18 protein-coding genes and 2 tRNA genes are annotated in these 17,394 nt (G+C 49.6%); 6 read left to right on the forward strand and 14 right to left on the reverse strand.

What is annotated here, in order from left to right:
* Positions 1 to 12 precede the first annotated feature (12 nt).
* Genes cobS through cobT form a run of 4 tightly spaced genes read right to left on the reverse strand, consistent with a single transcriptional unit; the run spans position 13 to position 3,269 of the window.
* The gene (gene cobS, locus AB7S66_RS00835; RefSeq protein ID WP_428517487.1) at positions 13 to 771 is read right to left on the reverse strand and encodes an adenosylcobinamide-GDP ribazoletransferase; all 759 of its coding nucleotides are present in this window, start codon (positions 769 to 771) and stop codon (positions 13 to 15) included.
* Positions 768 to 1,415 (reverse strand): bifunctional adenosylcobinamide kinase/adenosylcobinamide-phosphate guanylyltransferase, encoded by a 648-nt coding sequence (gene cobU / locus AB7S66_RS00840; protein ID WP_428517488.1) that lies wholly within the window; start codon positions 1,413 to 1,415, stop codon positions 768 to 770. Before cobU ends, cobS begins: the two co-directional genes overlap by 4 nt.
* Positions 1,402 to 2,226, reverse strand: a complete 825-nt coding sequence (gene cbiR / locus AB7S66_RS00845; protein ID WP_428517489.1) for a cobamide remodeling phosphodiesterase CbiR — start codon at positions 2,224 to 2,226, stop codon at positions 1,402 to 1,404. The genes cobU and cbiR overlap by 14 nt, the downstream gene beginning before the upstream one ends.
* Complete coding sequence (gene cobT / locus AB7S66_RS00850) at positions 2,223 to 3,269, reverse strand: nicotinate-nucleotide--dimethylbenzimidazole phosphoribosyltransferase (RefSeq protein ID WP_428517490.1); 1,047 nt, start codon at positions 3,267 to 3,269, stop codon at positions 2,223 to 2,225. Before cobT ends, cbiR begins: the two co-directional genes overlap by 4 nt.
* A gap of 60 nt (positions 3,270 to 3,329) precedes the next feature.
* On the opposite strand from cobT, the gene AB7S66_RS00855 reads away from it, so the two are divergent.
* On the forward strand, positions 3,330 to 4,235 hold the full coding sequence (locus tag AB7S66_RS00855; RefSeq protein WP_428517491.1) for a DMT family transporter: 906 nt from the start codon (positions 3,330 to 3,332) through the stop codon (positions 4,233 to 4,235).
* Here the strand turns inward: AB7S66_RS00855 and AB7S66_RS00860 are convergent.
* Positions 4,225 to 5,109, reverse strand: a complete 885-nt coding sequence (locus AB7S66_RS00860) for a DNA repair protein (RefSeq protein WP_428517492.1) — start codon at positions 5,107 to 5,109, stop codon at positions 4,225 to 4,227. The two genes, AB7S66_RS00855 and AB7S66_RS00860, sit on opposite strands and share 11 nt — an antisense overlap.
* A complete protein-coding gene (locus AB7S66_RS00865) occupies positions 5,106 to 6,338 on the reverse strand; it encodes an AI-2E family transporter (protein WP_428517493.1) in 1,233 nt (410 codons plus the stop codon). The genes AB7S66_RS00860 and AB7S66_RS00865 overlap by 4 nt, the downstream gene beginning before the upstream one ends.
* A 55-nt stretch (positions 6,339 to 6,393) precedes the next feature.
* Here AB7S66_RS00865 and AB7S66_RS00870 point away from each other — a divergent pair, with 55 nt between their 5' ends.
* The 4 genes from AB7S66_RS00870 (at position 6,394) to AB7S66_RS00885 (ending at position 9,718) form a co-directional block, all read left to right on the forward strand.
* The gene (locus tag AB7S66_RS00870) at positions 6,394 to 7,137 is read left to right on the forward strand and encodes an RNA methyltransferase (protein ID WP_428517494.1); all 744 of its coding nucleotides are present in this window, start codon (positions 6,394 to 6,396) and stop codon (positions 7,135 to 7,137) included.
* Complete coding sequence (locus AB7S66_RS00875; protein WP_428517495.1) at positions 7,130 to 7,927, forward strand: glycerophosphodiester phosphodiesterase; 798 nt, start codon at positions 7,130 to 7,132, stop codon at positions 7,925 to 7,927. The genes AB7S66_RS00870 and AB7S66_RS00875 overlap by 8 nt, the downstream gene beginning before the upstream one ends.
* Before the next feature lie 34 nt (positions 7,928 to 7,961).
* Positions 7,962 to 9,071 carry a DUF362 domain-containing protein gene (locus tag AB7S66_RS00880; RefSeq protein WP_428517496.1) on the forward strand — a complete coding sequence of 370 codons (1,110 nt, stop codon included), beginning with the start codon at positions 7,962 to 7,964 and terminating at the stop codon, positions 9,069 to 9,071.
* An 80-nt stretch (positions 9,072 to 9,151) separates the two neighbouring features.
* A complete protein-coding gene (locus AB7S66_RS00885; RefSeq protein ID WP_428517497.1) occupies positions 9,152 to 9,718 on the forward strand; it encodes a hypothetical protein in 567 nt (188 codons plus the stop codon).
* 73 nt (positions 9,719 to 9,791) lie between these two features.
* Here AB7S66_RS00885 and nagB read toward each other — a convergent pair whose 3' ends face one another.
* The 4 genes from nagB to AB7S66_RS00905 all read right to left on the reverse strand — a co-directional run bounded on the left by nagB (position 9,792) and on the right by AB7S66_RS00905 (position 12,102).
* Positions 9,792 to 10,604 (reverse strand): glucosamine-6-phosphate deaminase, encoded by an 813-nt coding sequence (nagB, locus tag AB7S66_RS00890; protein ID WP_428517498.1) that lies wholly within the window; start codon positions 10,602 to 10,604, stop codon positions 9,792 to 9,794.
* A gap of 52 nt (positions 10,605 to 10,656) precedes the next feature.
* Entirely contained in the window at positions 10,657 to 11,754 is a 1,098-nt protein-coding gene (gene mnmA / locus AB7S66_RS00895) for a tRNA 2-thiouridine(34) synthase MnmA (protein WP_428517499.1), read from the reverse strand.
* Positions 11,755 to 11,799: 45 nt separating this feature from the next.
* Positions 11,800 to 11,873 (reverse strand) — tRNA-Asp (locus AB7S66_RS00900).
* A 155-nt stretch (positions 11,874 to 12,028) separates the two neighbouring features.
* Positions 12,029 to 12,102 (reverse strand) — tRNA-Asp (locus AB7S66_RS00905).
* A gap of 106 nt (positions 12,103 to 12,208) precedes the next feature.
* Between AB7S66_RS00905 and AB7S66_RS00910 the strand changes: the two genes are divergently transcribed.
* On the forward strand, positions 12,209 to 13,108 hold the full coding sequence (locus tag AB7S66_RS00910; protein ID WP_428517500.1) for a phosphatase PAP2 family protein: 900 nt from the start codon (positions 12,209 to 12,211) through the stop codon (positions 13,106 to 13,108).
* On the opposite strand, the gene AB7S66_RS00915 is transcribed toward AB7S66_RS00910, so the two are convergent.
* From AB7S66_RS00915 to AB7S66_RS00930, 4 genes are all read right to left on the reverse strand, one after another.
* A complete protein-coding gene (locus AB7S66_RS00915) occupies positions 13,068 to 13,661 on the reverse strand; it encodes a 3'-5' exonuclease (protein ID WP_428517501.1) in 594 nt (197 codons plus the stop codon). The two genes, AB7S66_RS00910 and AB7S66_RS00915, sit on opposite strands and share 41 nt — an antisense overlap.
* Entirely contained in the window at positions 13,658 to 14,932 is a 1,275-nt protein-coding gene (locus tag AB7S66_RS00920) for a serine dehydratase subunit alpha family protein (RefSeq protein ID WP_428517502.1), read from the reverse strand. The genes AB7S66_RS00915 and AB7S66_RS00920 overlap by 4 nt, the downstream gene beginning before the upstream one ends.
* A gap of 59 nt (positions 14,933 to 14,991) precedes the next feature.
* Positions 14,992 to 16,203, reverse strand: a complete 1,212-nt coding sequence (manA, locus tag AB7S66_RS00925) for a mannose-6-phosphate isomerase, class I (RefSeq protein ID WP_428517503.1) — start codon at positions 16,201 to 16,203, stop codon at positions 14,992 to 14,994.
* Positions 16,204 to 16,295: 92 nt separating this feature from the next.
* The coding region (locus AB7S66_RS00930; protein WP_428517504.1) for a Na+/H+ antiporter NhaC family protein at positions 16,296 to 17,394 on the reverse strand (1,099 nt) is incomplete at its 5' end.

Below are 17,394 nucleotides of genomic sequence, written 5' to 3' on the forward strand. Positions count from 1 at the left end.
TACCACCTAGTATTACCGAGGGAGGGCCCCCGATGCAAGAGGGAGAAGGAATCCAAGCATGGCAGCAGTCTCAGTGAGTACCTCCACAGCACCCAACACATCACCGGTCACCCCACCAAGTCGCTTTTTGCTGACCAGCATCAGCAAGAAACAAACGAGGAGCGCAAAGAGGAACGAGGATACAGCATTCAGGGCATACTCATTCGAAAAAACAAGCAACAGGGCCAGAGCGATAAGTATCTGCAGGAGAGGGAGGAGCAGATGATAAGGTTTTGCTGCACGTACCAGGCGGGAGGCTGTTCCCTCTCCTTCCCTCGCATAATGCATCAAGGAGGCAGCTATGACCTGGTTCAGCCTTCCCAGAACCGGTACCAGCATCAATGCCAGAGGAATATCGGAGAGTTGCTGCAGGGCTGCATATTGTAGCAAGAGCACACAGGACAGGGTGATCAGGGCGAAGGCTCCGCTGTGACTGTCTTTCATGATGGCGAGGCTGCGTTCCTTATTCCACCCTCCACCCAGCCCATCGGCGAAATCGCAGAGCCCATCGAGATGGAAACCCCTGGACAGGTATGCCGAGAGTGCAATGATAAGCGCTGAACGAACCTGGACTGAAAAAGGAAGCAGGGATACCCCTATGAAGAAAAGACCAAAGAGAGACCCGACAAGAGGAAACCAAAACAGAATCCGTTGCTCCTTCTCCAAGGCTCGGTAAGGCAAGGGAAACCGAGTGAGGGTACGCAGGGCTCCTCCAAGACCGAGTGTGATCACAGAACTTTTCCCTTGAGGGCAAGGGGAAGGCCAGCAACCATCAAAATTACATTCGTGGCAATCTCTGCTAGGTCCTGGTTCATCCATCCACTCAGGTCCCTGAAGGAGCGGCTCTCTGCATCTGCAGGAATAAGCCCAAGGCCTGTCTCATTGGTAATAAGGAGAATTTCACAAGGGGGATGCTTGAGAACCTCATAGAGAGCATCTTCCTCAGGGAATCTTTTCTCAGGGATTCCTTTATGATGAAGGAGGTTTCCCAACCAAACAGTAAGACAGTCAACAATACAGACCTCGACTGATGGGGGAAGATCCTGTATGGCCTTTGCAAGGTTAAGGGGTTCCTCAATGGTAATGAATCGATCAGCGCGATCCTTCTGATGGGCAGCAATCCGTGCCTTCATCTCCTCATCAATCGGTTCGGCGGTAGCAATATAGGCACGGGACTGGGTACCGTCACATACTCCCAGGGCATAGTCCTGGGCATAGGAACTCTTTCCGCTTCTTCCTCCCCCGATAACCAGCGTAACCCCACTCTTGATCTTTGTGTGGATTCTCATGGACCCAGCGGTGGAGACAATCGTGCCTTTTGCAGGCCGCAGCGGATATCCCTTTACAAGAGTCTTTTTCATATCAATGGTGGCCATATCTACCTCCCCAGTCTTTTCCCATCATATCATGGCTTTTCCCCAAGAGGGAGAGGGAAGCATCCAACTCTGCCTCAGAAAACACCTCCAAGGTGAGTACCCTCTCCCTGTTGTCTGTTTGGATTTGCTTCGAAAGGGCAGAAATGAACTGGCTTATCAGTGCAGGATTCCCCTTGTCCAGACCCAGATGATCCTTACCGTCATGAACGCCGTGAAGGTGAGCAATGCGGGTTCTCGGCAAGAGCAAGTCAAGATTGGCCTGCATGGAGTACCCCATCAGCCAGATATGCCCGATATCGAGCGTAACAGAGAGGTCATAGCGCTCCACCAGATGATATACATGCGAGAATGGATAGCTCAAGGTCTCAACACAAAACATCCTTCTCATAGCCTCATACTTTGACATCATCATCTCAAGACTCATATCTAGACAGGTAGTCCAACGCTCTATATCCTTGGATGGCACCGTTCCATAGGACTCCGGGGCAAGATGCAACACATAACCGAAGGGATCAAGAGGTTCAGTAAGGAAGATGATTTTCTCAACGGTTCGCATGAATCGCCTTCGCTCATCCAGATCGGCTGAACCGGGATAGATATCCAAGGGGAAATGCACGGTGTAGCTTAAACCGTGTGATTCACCCAATCGGGCAAGTTCCCTGATGGTTTTCTCATCAGGTAGGTTGCTCATTTCTTCACTTTCAAAGAGTACCAGCTCAATATCATCCACCTTGTCGGCAAGATATCGTACATTCGGCAGGATATCATCCGGGATGATGTAACTTGTTGTTCCAATTCGCATATGCTTCATACCAACCCCATTGACAGCAACAGCTTCGTGCTATCAGTTACCTGCGCATCAGAGAAGCTGGTCATATCGGTAAGCAAATGACTTGCCAGACGTACCAAGGGCCAGGCCGCCAATGCACCGGTCCCCTCCCCGAGTTGCATCTGTAGGTCCAAGAGAGGCCGGCCACAACCAAGAGATTCCAGCATTCTTCTATGCCCCTGCATTCCTGACTGATGGCAGGGGATGAGATACTCATGAAAGTGCTCGTCCATGGCATTCGCCACCAAGGCAGCACTGGTTACGACAAACCCATCAAGAAGAATGGGCAAAGAGGCCTCTGCAACTTCCAGCATTCCACCACAGATGGCAGCTATTTCATACCCTCCAAGATTGCAGAGCACAGTAAGGGGATCCCTCTCGGGATGCAGGACCAAGGCTTGTTCAATGACTGCAATCTTGTGTTGTAGTTCGGCATCACTGAGACCGGATCCTTTCCCTGTGATTGCCGAGACTGGAAGATTGGTAAGGGCAGCGGCTACAGCCGAGGCACTGGTGGTATTCCCCACCCCCATCTCTCCAAATGCAATGGCGTGGGCCCCTTCTCCAATTGCCAGGCGAACCCGTTCTCTACCTGCTTCCATTGCCTGGAGGCATTGCTCACGTTCCATTGCAGGACCTTGCAAGAAATTTCTTGTCCCATAACCGATTTTGCAATCGACTACCGCATCATGTTCAGAAAATGAATGATTCACCCCAACATCAATTACTGATAGCGTTGCATGGTTCAAGGAAGCGAAGAGACTGCACGCACCTCCTCCGGAGGCAAAATTGCAACACTGTTGGTAGGTGATCTGTTGAGGACTGTGGGTTACCCCCTCCTCCACCACCCCATGGTCGCCTGCAAACAGCAAGAGAGAAAGGGAATCAAGCGGGCCATCCTTGATAAGCGCCAGCTTAAGCGCAAGGGAGGCGAGTCTCCCGAGACTGTTTGGGGGCATGGCCTTTGCAAGCAACTGGGTTTCATATACAGCTTGCCGGTTGAAGTCGATTGCTTTGATTGACATGAGCTCATTGTAGAGGAGGAGGCTCTGGCGTTACAAGGCAGAAACCGATATAATGCCTCCATGAATCAGGCACTTTATCTCTTCCTCGACATGATGACCGGTATGATCATCTCCATCATGGTGGTCTCCAACACCCTCCTGGGACAGGCTACCACCATGGGTGTCTCATTAATCGTCAATCATATGATCGGATTGGTCATCCTCTCCCTTATCCTGCTCCTTGGCAGGAAGAGGCCAGCCATCAATGGCCCAGGAAGAAAAGTCCCCTGGTATCTCATGTTCAATGGCCTGTTCGGCCTCGCCATCCTGAACCTGAACTACACGACCGTCGTCCATACCGGGGCATCGCTTGCGATGGCTTCCACAGTATTCGGGCAGAGTTTCTGTTCATTGGTGTTCGACCTTACCGGTTGGATGGGAATGCAAAAGCGCAGTCTTAACCGAACGAAGATATTCAGTTTGAGTATCAGTGCAATCGGAATCATCATCATGGCGAGCGGAGGTACGGCGAACTTTGCTTTCCTGTATGTTATGCTAGGCATACTTGCAGGTGCACTTACCATGACACAGATGGTACTCAACAGTACACTTGCCCTCTACGAGGGGCCCATACGTGCCTCGCATAGGAATTTCATCGGCGGGCTGTTGGCAGGCCTGGTCTTCTATTTCCTGTTCCAGAAGGATGCAACAATCGTTGGGATAAAAACCATTCCCCAAATCCCTTTACTTCTCATTCTTGGTGGGGGAACGCTGGCAGCATTTGTCGTGGTAAGTACCAGTTATGTCATTGTGAAGGTTCCTGCTGTTTACTCTGCACTCCTGCTCTCATCTGCCCAGATCCTGATGAGCCTCCTGATCGATTATCTCTTCTTTGACAGTTTCAGCCTACCGCTTCTCATAGGAGCACTCTTGATGCTGCTGGGTATGGCAGGGAATCTGGCTGCGGATAGGAAGCCTAGGCCTTAGCTATCCGATAGGTACCTTCTGTTTCCTCAACGAAGCCCTCTTTTTCCAACTGCCCAAGGCAGTACAGTACACGCTCCTCTTCAAAGTGGGAGAGCAATGTGGTGACCTGTTGCTGTTCTTTGGCACCGGTATCAGAGAGCAGGTGGATCAACTGTCCTCGAATCTGTCGGTTGGAGTTCTCGAATTTTGCCTGTTTTGTATAGTGGGCACTTCTCATATTGGCATTGGGAAGGAGATGCTTAAGCAAGACACCGAAATCCATCAGGGCGTAGTACCATGCTTTGGGGTCCTCAACCAACTGCACTAAACGACCAAGCAACAATTCCAGTTCCTTGTCCTTCACGCCTTCCTGGTCGGGATAAAAGCAATGGAGCAGAACCCTGCGTATGTTCGTCTCAAGGTAGATGGTTCGCTCTCGGTAACTGAATGCACCAATGGCGGCTGCGGTTGCTTTCCCCACCCCAGGCAAGGAGAGCAGTTCAGTCTGCTTTGTGGGTAGGTTCCAATCCCACTCCCTGGATGCGATGGCACTCCTACGGAGATTCAGCGCCCTACGGTTATAGCCCAATCCTTTCCAGTGGTACAGCAACTCATCCAGCGCCACCCCAGCCAAGTCCTTGAGTGTTGGCCATAGGGAGAGAAACAACTCATACTTGGGAATGACGCGACTGGTTTGGGTCTGTTGCAGCATTACCTCGGAAAGCAGGATCCGATAGGGGTCGCTGGTCTCTCTCCAGATAAACTGCCTTCCGTGTCCCTCATAGAAGCCAAGGATTGTCTGTAGAAATGCTTCATACCCTTCTTGACTTTGGCTGAAAGGTAGGCTCAGATAGTTTGCCGCTTCTTCCATTGAGAGTGTAGGAAAATCAATCATTTCTTGTCGCCGAAATTCTCCGGAAGGACGAAGTCACCCTTGTGATAGTTCTCATGGGCTTCCTTCTCCTGTGCTTCATTGATGTGCTCTGCGGTGGGATGCTCTCCCCTCTTGAGCTTATCCTGCTTTCTTAGATAACGCTCCAGCGCTTTTTGTTTTGCCGTCTCCCGCTGATAGCTCTTACCGCTGCTTATCAGGATGGCAACGGGTCTGAGACTCTTGATATTTGCACAGAGAATCTGCAACACACTGGTCAGGGGTACAGAGATAAACATCCCGGGAAGTCCCCAGATGAAGCCCCAGAGAGAAAGTGAGACGAGAATAACAAAGGGCGATAGATTGAGTTGGCCTCCTTGCAAGCGGGGGTCAATGATGTTCCCCAGGATCATCTGGGTACTTATTGCAAGGATCGCCACGTAAAAGACATTGGTCCAATCGGGTGCAAACTGGATCAGTGCCATAAAGATGACAATGGTTGTCACAATGACTGAACCAATGGAAGGTATGAAGTTGAATATGAATGCCAGGACTCCCCAGAGAATGGGAAGATCGAGACCGGTGACCACTGCAGTGAGAAAGAAGAGTGCACCGGTACATAAGCTGATCACCACTTTCAGCAACAGGTACTTGGAGGTCTGGCGGGTAATGCGTTCAAACATGACAGCAACTTTCATACCCTTGCTTCGAGGGATGGCTGCCAGCAACTTGGGAATTACACTCTGCCGTTCCAGCAACAGGAAAAGAACAAAAATATAAACCAATAGTGCAACCTTGGTAATCGAGAGGAACTTGTTGCTGATGGAGGTCAAGCTGCTGATGGCAATGTTCGACCAGTTCACGGGCAGTATGGATAGGAAGGAAGCCCCTTCAGGAAGATCAATAAAGGCACTGGCCCTGCTGGTAAGCAGACGGTCCAATGAGACTACTTTCTCTGCATAGAATGGCACCAGGTCAATCAGAGTATTGACTGTGATGAAGATGAACCAGCCTGCAGCAAGGAACAGGAAGAGCAACAAAGCCATGACGAAGATGACTGAGATGATTTTTGGTACATGGAGTCTATCAAGCCTGCGAAGTAGTGGGCTGAATAACAAATAACAGAAAAACGAAAGAACAAGGGGAATCATGACGTCTTTGGAGATCTTCAAGGCGGCAAATACTGCCAATGTTACGATGACTCCAAGAAATATTTGGATGTACTTATTTCCTGAGAACGGTTTTTCTGTCATAGGACAACTATAGACTAGCTTGGAAAAACCTGCAATATCTGTTATTACTGGTTCCATGGACCAACAAACCAATTTGGATAGGATTCAAATCGTACTGGTTGATACACAGGATGGAGCCAATATTGGCTCAACCTGTCGAGCCATGAAGACCATGGGCATTACCCATCTGGCCTTGGTGAGTGATCGTGAATACGATGAGAACCGTGTAAGAACGCTTGCATTACATGCCAGCGATGTCTGGCTGCAAGCGAAACGATTCTCTTCACTCAAGGAGGCACTTTCAGGAAGTGTGCTCAGTGTTGCAGCTACAAGAAGAAGAGGAAAGTTCCGTAAGCATAGCTCGCTCAACCCCACCCAATTGGCTGAGGTGGTGCAGAAGACCGGTGACGGTCTTATCTCAATCGTCTTCGGACGAGAGTCCGACGGACTTACTGATGATGAGGTGGCCATGTGCAGTCAGGTGGTCACCATTCCAACCAGCGACCAGTTCCCCTCTCTCAATCTATCTCAAGCGGTCCAAATCATTACCTACTGCCTTTACGATACCATCAAGACATACCCTGAGGGAGCAAACCCGGTAACGCAAGGCCGTTGTGAGGAAGCGGCACTTAAAGCGTGTGATGCACTCGATGAGATCGGGTACTTCAAACTAGGCCAGGAGAAACTTTGGACTTTCCGCTTCCTTCGTGATGTATTTGTACGTTCTGCTCTCACAGAGAGCGAAATCCAGAAGATGGAAAAGGTCTTTGTTAAATCAGCCAGGATCAAGGCCCATAAGACCAAGGAGCAAGATGACTGATTCCTTTTTTGACCCAATGCCCCGGGTGATAGCCCACCGGGGGGATAGTGCACACTTCCCAGAGAACACGCTCAGTGCCTTCCTGAGTGCATGTACATTGGGTGTTGATGTCATCGAGACCGATGTACATCTGAGTAAGGACGGACAGCTTGTCATCTGGCATGATGAGACATTGGACCGCAATACCGATGGTTCCGGCCGGGTGGAGGATCATACCCTTTCTGAACTGAAAACCTACGATGCAGGATATACATTCACTCCAGACAACGGAAAAACGTTTCCCTTCAGGGGAAAAGGTGTGCAACTGTGTACATTGAGAGAGGCCTTGGATGCATGTCCAAACCAGCGATTCAACATTGACCTAAAAAGCAAGGATCCAGCCATTGTTGACACATTCATCGAGGTTATCCACTCGACGCAGGCCACACAGCGAGTCGTTGCTGCTTCTTTTCATCTCCCAAATCTCAAACTACTGAGAAAAAAAGCTCCCGATATACTGACAAGTGTTACCACCCTTGAGGTGGTACCCCTCCTGGCACTCCAGAAGCTCCACTTACTCTCAGGGAAGACGCACCCCATCATTTTCCAGGTCCCCACCCGTCAGTGGGGCATCGAGGTGATCACCCCTTCTTTTGTAAAAACCATGCATAACAGGGGAAGCATCATCCAAGTCTGGACCATCAATGATGAAGCTGAAATGAGGCGTCTCTACCAGATGGGGGTAGATTCAGTAATGACCGACAAACCAGCTTTAGCCATCAAGGTTGCTAGAGAGCTGGGACTACGATAATCAAGCAAAAAAATAGAATGAAGAGAGGTATCTCTTGGAAGCATCCAAAGTCTACTACACAAACCTACGCTGCGATAACGGGGACTCACGCTTGCATAAGCTCACCAGGCTGATCAAGCGAGCAGGAATTGAGACCATCGACTTCAAGAACAAGTTTACTGCCATCAAGATCCATTTCGGTGAACCTGGCAATCTGGCTTTCCTGAGACCAAACTATGCCGCCACGGTGGTTGAACTGGTAAAGGAGTTGGGAGGAAGGCCATTCCTTACCGATTGCAACACCCTCTATGTCGGGGGAAGAAAGCATGCACTCGATCACATGGAGAGTGCCTATAAGAACGGTTTTATGCCCTATGCAACAGGTTGCCATATCATCATTGGTGATGGACTGAAGGGAACAGATGAGACATTGGTCCCCGTTCCTGGAGGGGAGTATGTCAAGGAAGCAAAGGTAGGACGTGCCTTGATGGACGCCGATATCCTTATCAGCCTCGCCCACTTCAAGGGTCATGAGGCCACCGGTTTTGGTGGTGCACTCAAGAATATCGGAATGGGTGGGGGCTCACGTGCAGGGAAGATGGAGATGCACTGTGATGGGAAACCACAGGTTGACCAGAGTCTTTGCATCGGTTGTGGTGCCTGTATCGATATCTGTGCCCACGATGCCCCGCACATCACCGATGGGCTTTCTTGGATAGACCAGGACAAGTGTGTTGGTTGTGGGCGCTGTATTGCGGTCTGCCCCACTGATGCAATCTCAAACAATGACAACAGCTCCAATGACAAGCTGAACTGCAAGATTGCTGAGTACACCCATGCAATCTGTCATGGAAGGCCAACTTTTCATATCAACATCGTAATCGAGGTCTCACCGAATTGCGACTGCCATGGAGAAAATGACCTGGCCATTGTACCGGATGTAGGATTTTTCGCATCCTTCGACCCTATTGCCCTGGACAAGGCATGTGCGGATGCTGTGAACCGGCAACCGTTCATCCCTTCCTCTGCCCTTGGAGAGAGAGAACACTGTCATCATGACCACTTCACCGACACCCACCCTACCACAAGCTGGAAAGTGGCCCTGGAGCATGGGGAAAAACTGGGTTTGGGAACGATGGAGTATGAGCTGGTTGAGGTGAAGTAACCACACAAGAAGCCAGGTATTCTTGCTGAAACACTCCATACCGGCAGGATTTTTATTCTTCCGGCCCATTTCTTCCTTGCGTGTACGCAGCTGCTGGGTATTATTCAGTAGAGTCTTCTGAGCAGTATCTTTCTCAATGGGGATCTTCCACAGCAGTAGATATTGAACGTACCAGTGTTGGATTGATGGCCAAGGGATCTTACTTCTCCGATCAAGCAAACCTATTCGGCTGCTCCTACGGCCTGAGAATAGGAAAGACCATTGGGTCCAAAGTTGATGGGTCAGAAGAGGATGTTTCCGATATTCCGCTTCGCTGGGATATTGGCGTATATGCAGCTTTCCAACAGGATGTATCCTACTCAGCCTTTGTTGAAGCGGGAGCTGGCCTCCAGTTCTGCAGTGAGTCAGAGACCTGTGATGATGGAACAGACACCTACTCTTGGGAGATCTTCGCAGCCTACGTTGCGGGATATGCAGAAATCAACTATGCAGTAACAGCAACAACCTTTGTGAGTATCGGTGCAAAGGCATTGCTCCCAATTGGTGGCACTGTCACGCTATCAATTGATGATGCTTCAGCAGAATCTGATATTGGGATGAGCGGCTTCGCGCTCGCTCCCTATGTAGGAATCTCGTTAGCGTACTGATCAGGAAACACTGTAACGAAGGCCCGATAATTTCCTGGTTTCGGGCCTGTTTCCTTGGTTCACTCGATCTTCTTTACGAGAGCATATTCTCTACTGAAAGATTATCACCTTCAATATCCTTGAAGTATTTGTAGGTATTCAGCTTCAATTCCCCACAGGCTGCTTCATCACAGACGATGACTGCCTTCGGGTGTAGTTGGAGAGCACTACAGGTCCAGTTCTGGCTTACCCCACCCTCGATGGTTGCCTGCAAGGCACGTGCCTTTGCATGGCCGTTTACCAGGATGATGACTTCCTTGCTGTCTGTTACGGTCTTCACTCCAACGGTAAGAGCTTGGGATGGTACCTTGTTCATATCGTTGTCGAAGAATCTGCTGTTCATCACCTTGGTATCGTAGGTGAGTGATTTGATCCTGGTCTTGCTGGAGAGGGAAGAGAATGGCTCGTTGAATGCAATATGGCCATCCGAACCTATGCCACCCAGAAAAAGCTCAATCCCACCGAATGCAGCGATTGCATCCTCGTAGGCAGCACACTCCGCCTCCAGATCTTTTGCATTTCCGTCAAGGATGTGGACATTCTCTCTCTTGATGTCGATATGATTGAAGAAGTTTTTCCACATGAATGTGTAGTAACTCTGCTCATGGTCTTTTGGAAGACCAACATACTCATCCATGTTGAAGGTGACGACGTTGGCAAATGAGACATACCCTTCCCTATTCAGCCTGATCAGTTCAGCGTAGGTACCCAGCGGAGAAGATCCGGTTGGCAGTCCCAGTACGAAAGGTCGGTTCTCATTTGGTTCGAACTCCCTGATCCTGCTTGCAATATACCGGGCAGCCCAGAGAGAAAGATTCTCATAATCATTTTGGATGATGACTCGCATTATGCTCTCCTTGTCACTCCATCATAAACGGAAAGACAGTATGAGACAACTATCAGAAGGCTTCCTTGATGATTCCCCCGGCGAGGATTCTCTCCCCTTCATAGAGAACCAGTGACTGTCCAACAGTAGCAGCCTTTACAGAGTCCGAGAATACAGCGGTGATGGTACCATCATCATTCCTGTGGGCCCTGGCTTCTGTTGGATACCCGGTGGAGCGGATCTTTGCCTGCACCTCCACTTCGCCATCCAAGGAAGGCTTGCTGCTCCACACAACATCATCAGCTGTTACGGTACTTTGCAGAGTCTCCTCTACATAGCCGACTACCACTTCATTTTTTTGTGCGTCAAGCTGCAATACATAGAGTGGTCGTTCGGCTGCTATACCCAACCCCTTTCTCTGTCCAATGGTGTAGTGCCAGATCCCGTCATGGGTTCCAAGGATCTTTCCATCCTGGGTGACAATATTTCCCCGCTTGTTCTCCACTTCCAGTAGATCGGTATAATCCCCATCATAGAAATCCTGACTCTCTTCCTGGTAGACCTTATGGAATCCTTGCGCCATATCAATAGTGCGTGCTTCTTCCTTGGTCATGGAACCGAGGGGGAACAATGTGGCGGCAAGTTGAGCTTGGCTGAGACGATAGAGGAAGTAAGACTGGTCTTTCTTTAGATCGACAGCCCTGGTTATCGCATAGCGACCGTTTTCTTCTGTAATGCGGGCATAGTGCCCGGTGGCAAACTTGTCAAAGACAAGCCCGCTTTCCTTGGCATAATCCACCATGGCTCCGAACTTGATCTTGGCATTACACCATACACAGGGGTTCGGTGTACGCCCATCCATGTATTCGTCCTTGAAGTTTGCAAGCACCACTTCCTCAAATTGATCACTCAGCTCAAGCACATGATGCTCTATACCGATCTTCTCACAGATTCGCTTGATCGCCTTGATATCCTCGCTCTTGTCGGGGGCGAAACAACTGGTTGAACCGAGCGGACGAGCCAAATGGGCACGTTTGTTCCAGATGGTCATAGTGACCCCTGTAACCTCATGTCCCTGCTGCTTCAGCAGATATGCTGCAACAGAAGAATCTATCCCACCACTCATTCCTACCAGTACCTTCATCATCCCTCCGAGATTCAATCGAACCATATAATAGAACGAAACCGCCCTGGAATCCAAGGCGGTTTCTTCAAGCGAGAGTGACGGGACTCGAACCCGCGATCTACGGCGTGACAGGCCGTCGCGATAACCAGCTTCGCTACACCCTCATAGCAAGAGTGAAACTACACTATCCCTGTATTTTTGTCAACAGAGCTAAAAAAGATTTTCCCATTTTCATTAAAATCATCAAGACTTGTATAGTCATCTCCTGGAGCAAAAAAAATCCTTCGCTCACCAGAGATGAACAAAAGATTCTTGGTAACGAGAGTGACGGGACTCGAACCCGCGATCTACGGCGTGACAGGCCGTCGCGATAACCAGCTTCGCTACACCCTCAAAAAGCACTCTTGGAAACTACACGATAGCCCATCTTTTGTCAACATGCTTTGTGGTTGCCATAACGACTACCCTTTCGTATACTTCCCGCAAGGAGAAGATACCCATGCAAGAATCCATAATGCTGTTCTTTCTGAATATCGAGAACCCCGTTCTCGACTTCCTGGGCAACCTCGCATCGCTCTTGGGAGAGCAGACCTTCGTCATTGTCGTTATCCTTTATATCTTCTGGAATCATGACAAGAAGAAAGGGTTCGGTCTCTACTCATCAGTTCTACTCTCTGTACTCGCAATGGGTATACTGAAAGCCACGGTCAAGGCTCCACGTCCGTTCCAGGTTTTGGATTCGATCCAAGGCAAACGACTGGAAACCGCAACCGGATACTCATTCCCCAGCGGACATACCACCACCGGTGCAGCATTTTATTCTGCACTTGCTCTTTCTTTTAGAAAACGAAAGCTCAGTATCTTTTGTGCAATCATGATGACGCTGGTAGGATTGAGCCGGCTCTATCTTGGCGTTCACTGGCCGATTGACGTGTTTGCTGGACTCCTGCTCGGAGTTTCCATCAGCTTTGCCTTCTACCATTACCTGGACTTCATCTATGATGATGAGAAGCGACGCATAAGGTACCTGATCGTCCTCGGGACCATCTTTGCCATGAGCGGAGCGGTAATCAGTATCCTGCTCAATTTCTTTTCTGCTGATGAGACGGCATTCAATGACCTGATGAAGATTCTGGCTCTCGGTGGTGGAGGCTATCTTGGATTCGCCCTTGAGAACAAGAAGGTCCAATTCTTGACCGAAGGAACATTAGGAAAGAAGATTGGCCGCTATCTTATCGGCTTGGTTGTTGTGCTTCTGATCATGGGCTCCAAGGTAATCATCCCAGAGTCACTGTATGCAATTGGGAGCTTTGTGCGATACAGCCTTGTAGGATTCTGGGCAACCGGCCTCTATCCGCTTATAGGAAAAAATCTGCATCTTTTCTCTGGTGCTCGATAACCTTCGGCTCAATACCCTTGGTGATCAGGAACCGGCGAAGATCGAGCAGCTCATTCAGGTGCCCCTTGCAGAGCCGGTACATGATCTTTCCACACATGATTGCATCATCAAGGGCATAGTGAGCCTGATACTCCATATCGAAGTAATCAACCAGATAGGAGAGTTTATAGCTGTGCATTTTGGGCCAGAGCTTTCGAGCGATGGTCAGGGTGCATAGGTAGCTCATCTCCCGCGCTTCCAGGTCATATGCTTCAAATGCAGCCTTCATCACTCCCATGTCAAAGACTGCATTATGGGCAACAAGGATGTCGCGACCGATGAATGAACGCATATGCTCCCAGATCTTATCAAACTCAGGGGCAGCAAGACACTCATCACTGGAGAGTTTATGCACTGCGGTCATCCCTGGATCAAAATACGGATGCTTGGGACGGATCAATGAATAATACGTCTCAAGCAAGGTACCTTCTTCATCGAACCGTGCAAGTGCTACTGAACAAGCACCACCGGGGTAGCTGTTTGCCGTCTCGAAATCCAATGCTACATAGTTCACGATTGTTTTCCCAACATGATGGAGAGAATCGTCTTATCTGTTTCTTCCATCCCCTCATGACTGATTCTGGAAAGAAAATCCATACTCTCCCTACTCGACTTTCCAACAATTCCGCTCTCATTTCCTGGGGAAAGACCACGGAATGCAAGTTTGCAGGCAAGGTTTGCTGCTTCCACACAACTGTAGATCTTCAGGGCACAGGTGGACTTGGCCCCATCACAGATGATCCCGGTAAGATTTCCAACCATGGTGTTGAAAGCACGGTCCATCTCTTCCAGATTCCCTCCCAGCAGATATACCAACCCACAAGCCGTCCCAATGGAGGCTGTGAAGGCACCACAGAGAGCACTCAGCCGGTCTTTCCTGGCAGTCAATCCCAATCCTATCAGCTGACTGAGCAATAAAGCCCTTCCAAGCTGTTCATCATCTTTCTTCAAATATGCTGCGACTACCGCGATGGGAACGGTCAAGGTGATCCCCTGGTTTCCACTGCCACTGTTGATAATCACCGGCAACGGACATCCCGCCATTCTTGCGTCACTGGCTGCAGCAGCCATGGCTGACCCCAGGCTGAAGGCTTCTGTTAGGTTGCTTGGTTCTTTCCCAATCGGCTCAGCAGCAATTCTCCCCACAGAAAGCCCATAGGGGTGCTCGAGCGCATGTCGTGCAATGACGAGATTGGTCTCCTTTGCATCCAGAACCAGGTCGATTGCCTCCTGGGGTGCCTGCTCTACCCACGAGAGTAGATCAGCAAGACTCGCAGCAGCGAGGAATTGCTCATCCTCCACTTCCAGTTCTGTACCACAGGCATCAACTGCGAGTTCACGTAAAACGGTAGTATTATGCTGCAGGTAACTGAACCGGTCATGTTCCCCACTGATGGTGGCAATGGCAAGATCATCTCCCGCTTTTGCAGTAACCTTGATATACAAGGAAGGGACACCGCTTTCAATAACAAGAGAGACTGGAATTGCTGAAGCCTTCTCTATCTGCTCTTCGCTAAGACTACTGAGAATGCTCAGCCCCTTCTCGCTGTCTCCCCCGCTTGCTCCAAGGGCAACTGCTGCCTGAATTCCCTTCAAGGAGCAATTTGGGATAGCGACACCCATCGCATTCTTGACCATATCCCTACTGGTACAAATCTCCAAAGAGGTAGGTACCAGTCCTAATAGTTCCGCAGCCTTTGCACCAGCCAACGCTGAGGCTGCGGGTTCAGTACATCCCATTGCGGGACGCAACTCTTTTCGCAATATTTTGAGGTATTTATCCATATATGTACTATATCACTGCTCAGATACTCATTCCAACCTAAAAAAAACGAAATATTCCGTCATCTTGGAACATCAGCAATAAACAGCATTCCCTCCACTTTCAGGGTATATGAGTCAAGTGATGCTGCAACCACATGACAACTACCTTTCTGCAACGTTCGCTTCTCCTTCTCAGAGATGAACTGGGCACTTCCCTCACCAACAAACAGTAACTCGATACTTCTGCGGTCGGTAATCTCATAGGTTCCACTGGGAAGGACCATCAAGTGGAACTCCTCGGTAGGAGTGAGAAGATGCATCCGCCCTGAGGTCCCACGCAATATCTGTACCTTCTCCACCTCTTTCCCCTTGATCTCTGTGACCTTCATCAACTCCTTGACATCTACCTTCTTGTTGGTAAGCCCGCCACGAAGCACATTGTCCGATGCACTCATAAGCTCAATACCATTACCCATAACATAGGCATGCAAGGTGCCCGGGGAGATATAGAGAGCTTCTCCCTTTTCAAGGTGTCTTACGTTCAGCAAGAAAGGACAAAACAGTCCTGGGTCATGGGGATAGGAGACATAGCTGGCAAGCACAATCCCCTTGCTCTCAAGAAAACGTCCATCAGCAGTGCTGGTGGGCAGCTCTTCATGGGTCTTCAATGAGGCTATGTACTCATCAATAAGGGCGGACAAGGACTCATTGTTCATGGTATACAGTTGCTTGAACAACCGTGCAAGCTTCTCATCATCATCAACCCCTGATTCATCAAGATAAGAGAAATGGTTCTCATATGCCTTAGGTAACAAAAGCTTCAGTACGGGTGTGATTTGACCCAGGGGACGAAATCCACACATTGCCGTAATCGGGGTAAGCGCATAGATGACTTCCGCCTTACGATTGGGGTCTTTGTAGTTCCAGAGTTCCCGGGGAAGTCGCTTACGGATGATTTCTTCCCACTCCCACCCTGCCTTCGCCTGAAGCTTATCAGGGTGGACCTGAATGGAGAGGGGTTTCTCAATAGCCAGGACCTTGAATAGAAGTGGCAGCTCATCCCCAAAGGATTCGATGTGGTCCTCTCCGAACCAATGCTCACTGTCCCCTTTCAGGAAGGAGGAAAGATTCTGGTTTGTTTCCATGACAATCGCATCCCCAGAGGGATGGGTACCAAACCAAAGCTCAGCCTTGGCTTTTCCATCCTCTGGAACACCCAACAGCGCAGGAATAAATGAGGTGTTTCCCCACTCATACTCCTTGATATGTCCTTTTATTTGTACAATGTCCATATCAGCCTCCAAGCCAAAGTATAGTTCGCTTGGCCTCAGAGAGCAAGTAAGCCCACCTTGCTAGGTGGGCTCACTTGGCAGTGAATTGGAGATTACTTGTTCAGGATCTTGGGAAGAAAGATCATGGCTGCTGCAAAAACAGCCAAGGTTACAATCCAAGCTGCCAGAACGTTCAGGAAGATTCCCCCTACGGCAAAACCAACCAATGCACAAACTGCAGAGGTAACTGCATAGGGCATCTGGGTTGCAACGTGCTCAAGGTGTGGACACCCAGCCCCGGTTGAACTCAGGATGGTGGTATCACTGATCGGGGAAGCATGGTCACCAAAGACCGAACCACCAAGCACAGCACTCACGCTGATCATAGCTGCATTGAGTAAACCTGCGTCTGCAAGGCCCTTTGCCTGGGCAAGACCGACAGCGATAGGCATAACGATCGGGATCATGATGGCGAAGGTTCCCCAGCTCGTACCGGTTGAGAACGAGATCAGGGCAGAAAGTGCAAAGCCAATGACAGGGACCAAGGCAATCGGGAATCCACCACCAACAACAACATCACTGAGATAGGCAGCCAACCCAAGGCCACCATCTGCAGGACTGCTCTTGATAACCGTACCAATGGTCCAAGCCATGGTAAGGATGATAAGGGCGGGAACCATACTCTTGATACCGTCGGTAATTGCCTCACTTGCTCCCTTGATCGTAAAGAGCTTACGAGCAGTGTAGTAGATGTACGTGATTACCAACGTGAAGATTACTGCATAGAACAGTGCCATTGAGGCATCGGTATTGTTGAAAGCATCACCGAGAGACATGGATGCTGCTGCAGCACCGATGCTGGTAATGGTCTTTCCATCTATGGATGAGAGGTAGGTAGTGACAGGGAACAGGATAACCGCTGAAACGATGAGAACGATAATCGGGAAAAGCATGTCCAGAGGCTTTGCCTTTGCTGCATTCACATCACCATCGATGTCAATTTCACCCGGTGCTGGTCCATATGTCTCGTTGTACAGGTTACCGGTTTCCTTGGCATAGGCAATGCTTTTTGCCATGGGACCGAAGTTACGTCCGCTCAGAATGATGACAACTACCATGATAATGGTAAGCAGAGCATACAGGTTATAGGGTACTGACCTGATAAAGAAAGAGAATTCACTGACACCCAAAGCATCAAATCCTTCAGATCCT

This window comes from Sphaerochaeta sp., assembly GCF_050178175.1.
Classification (GTDB): domain Bacteria; phylum Spirochaetota; class Spirochaetia; order Sphaerochaetales; family Sphaerochaetaceae; genus Sphaerochaeta.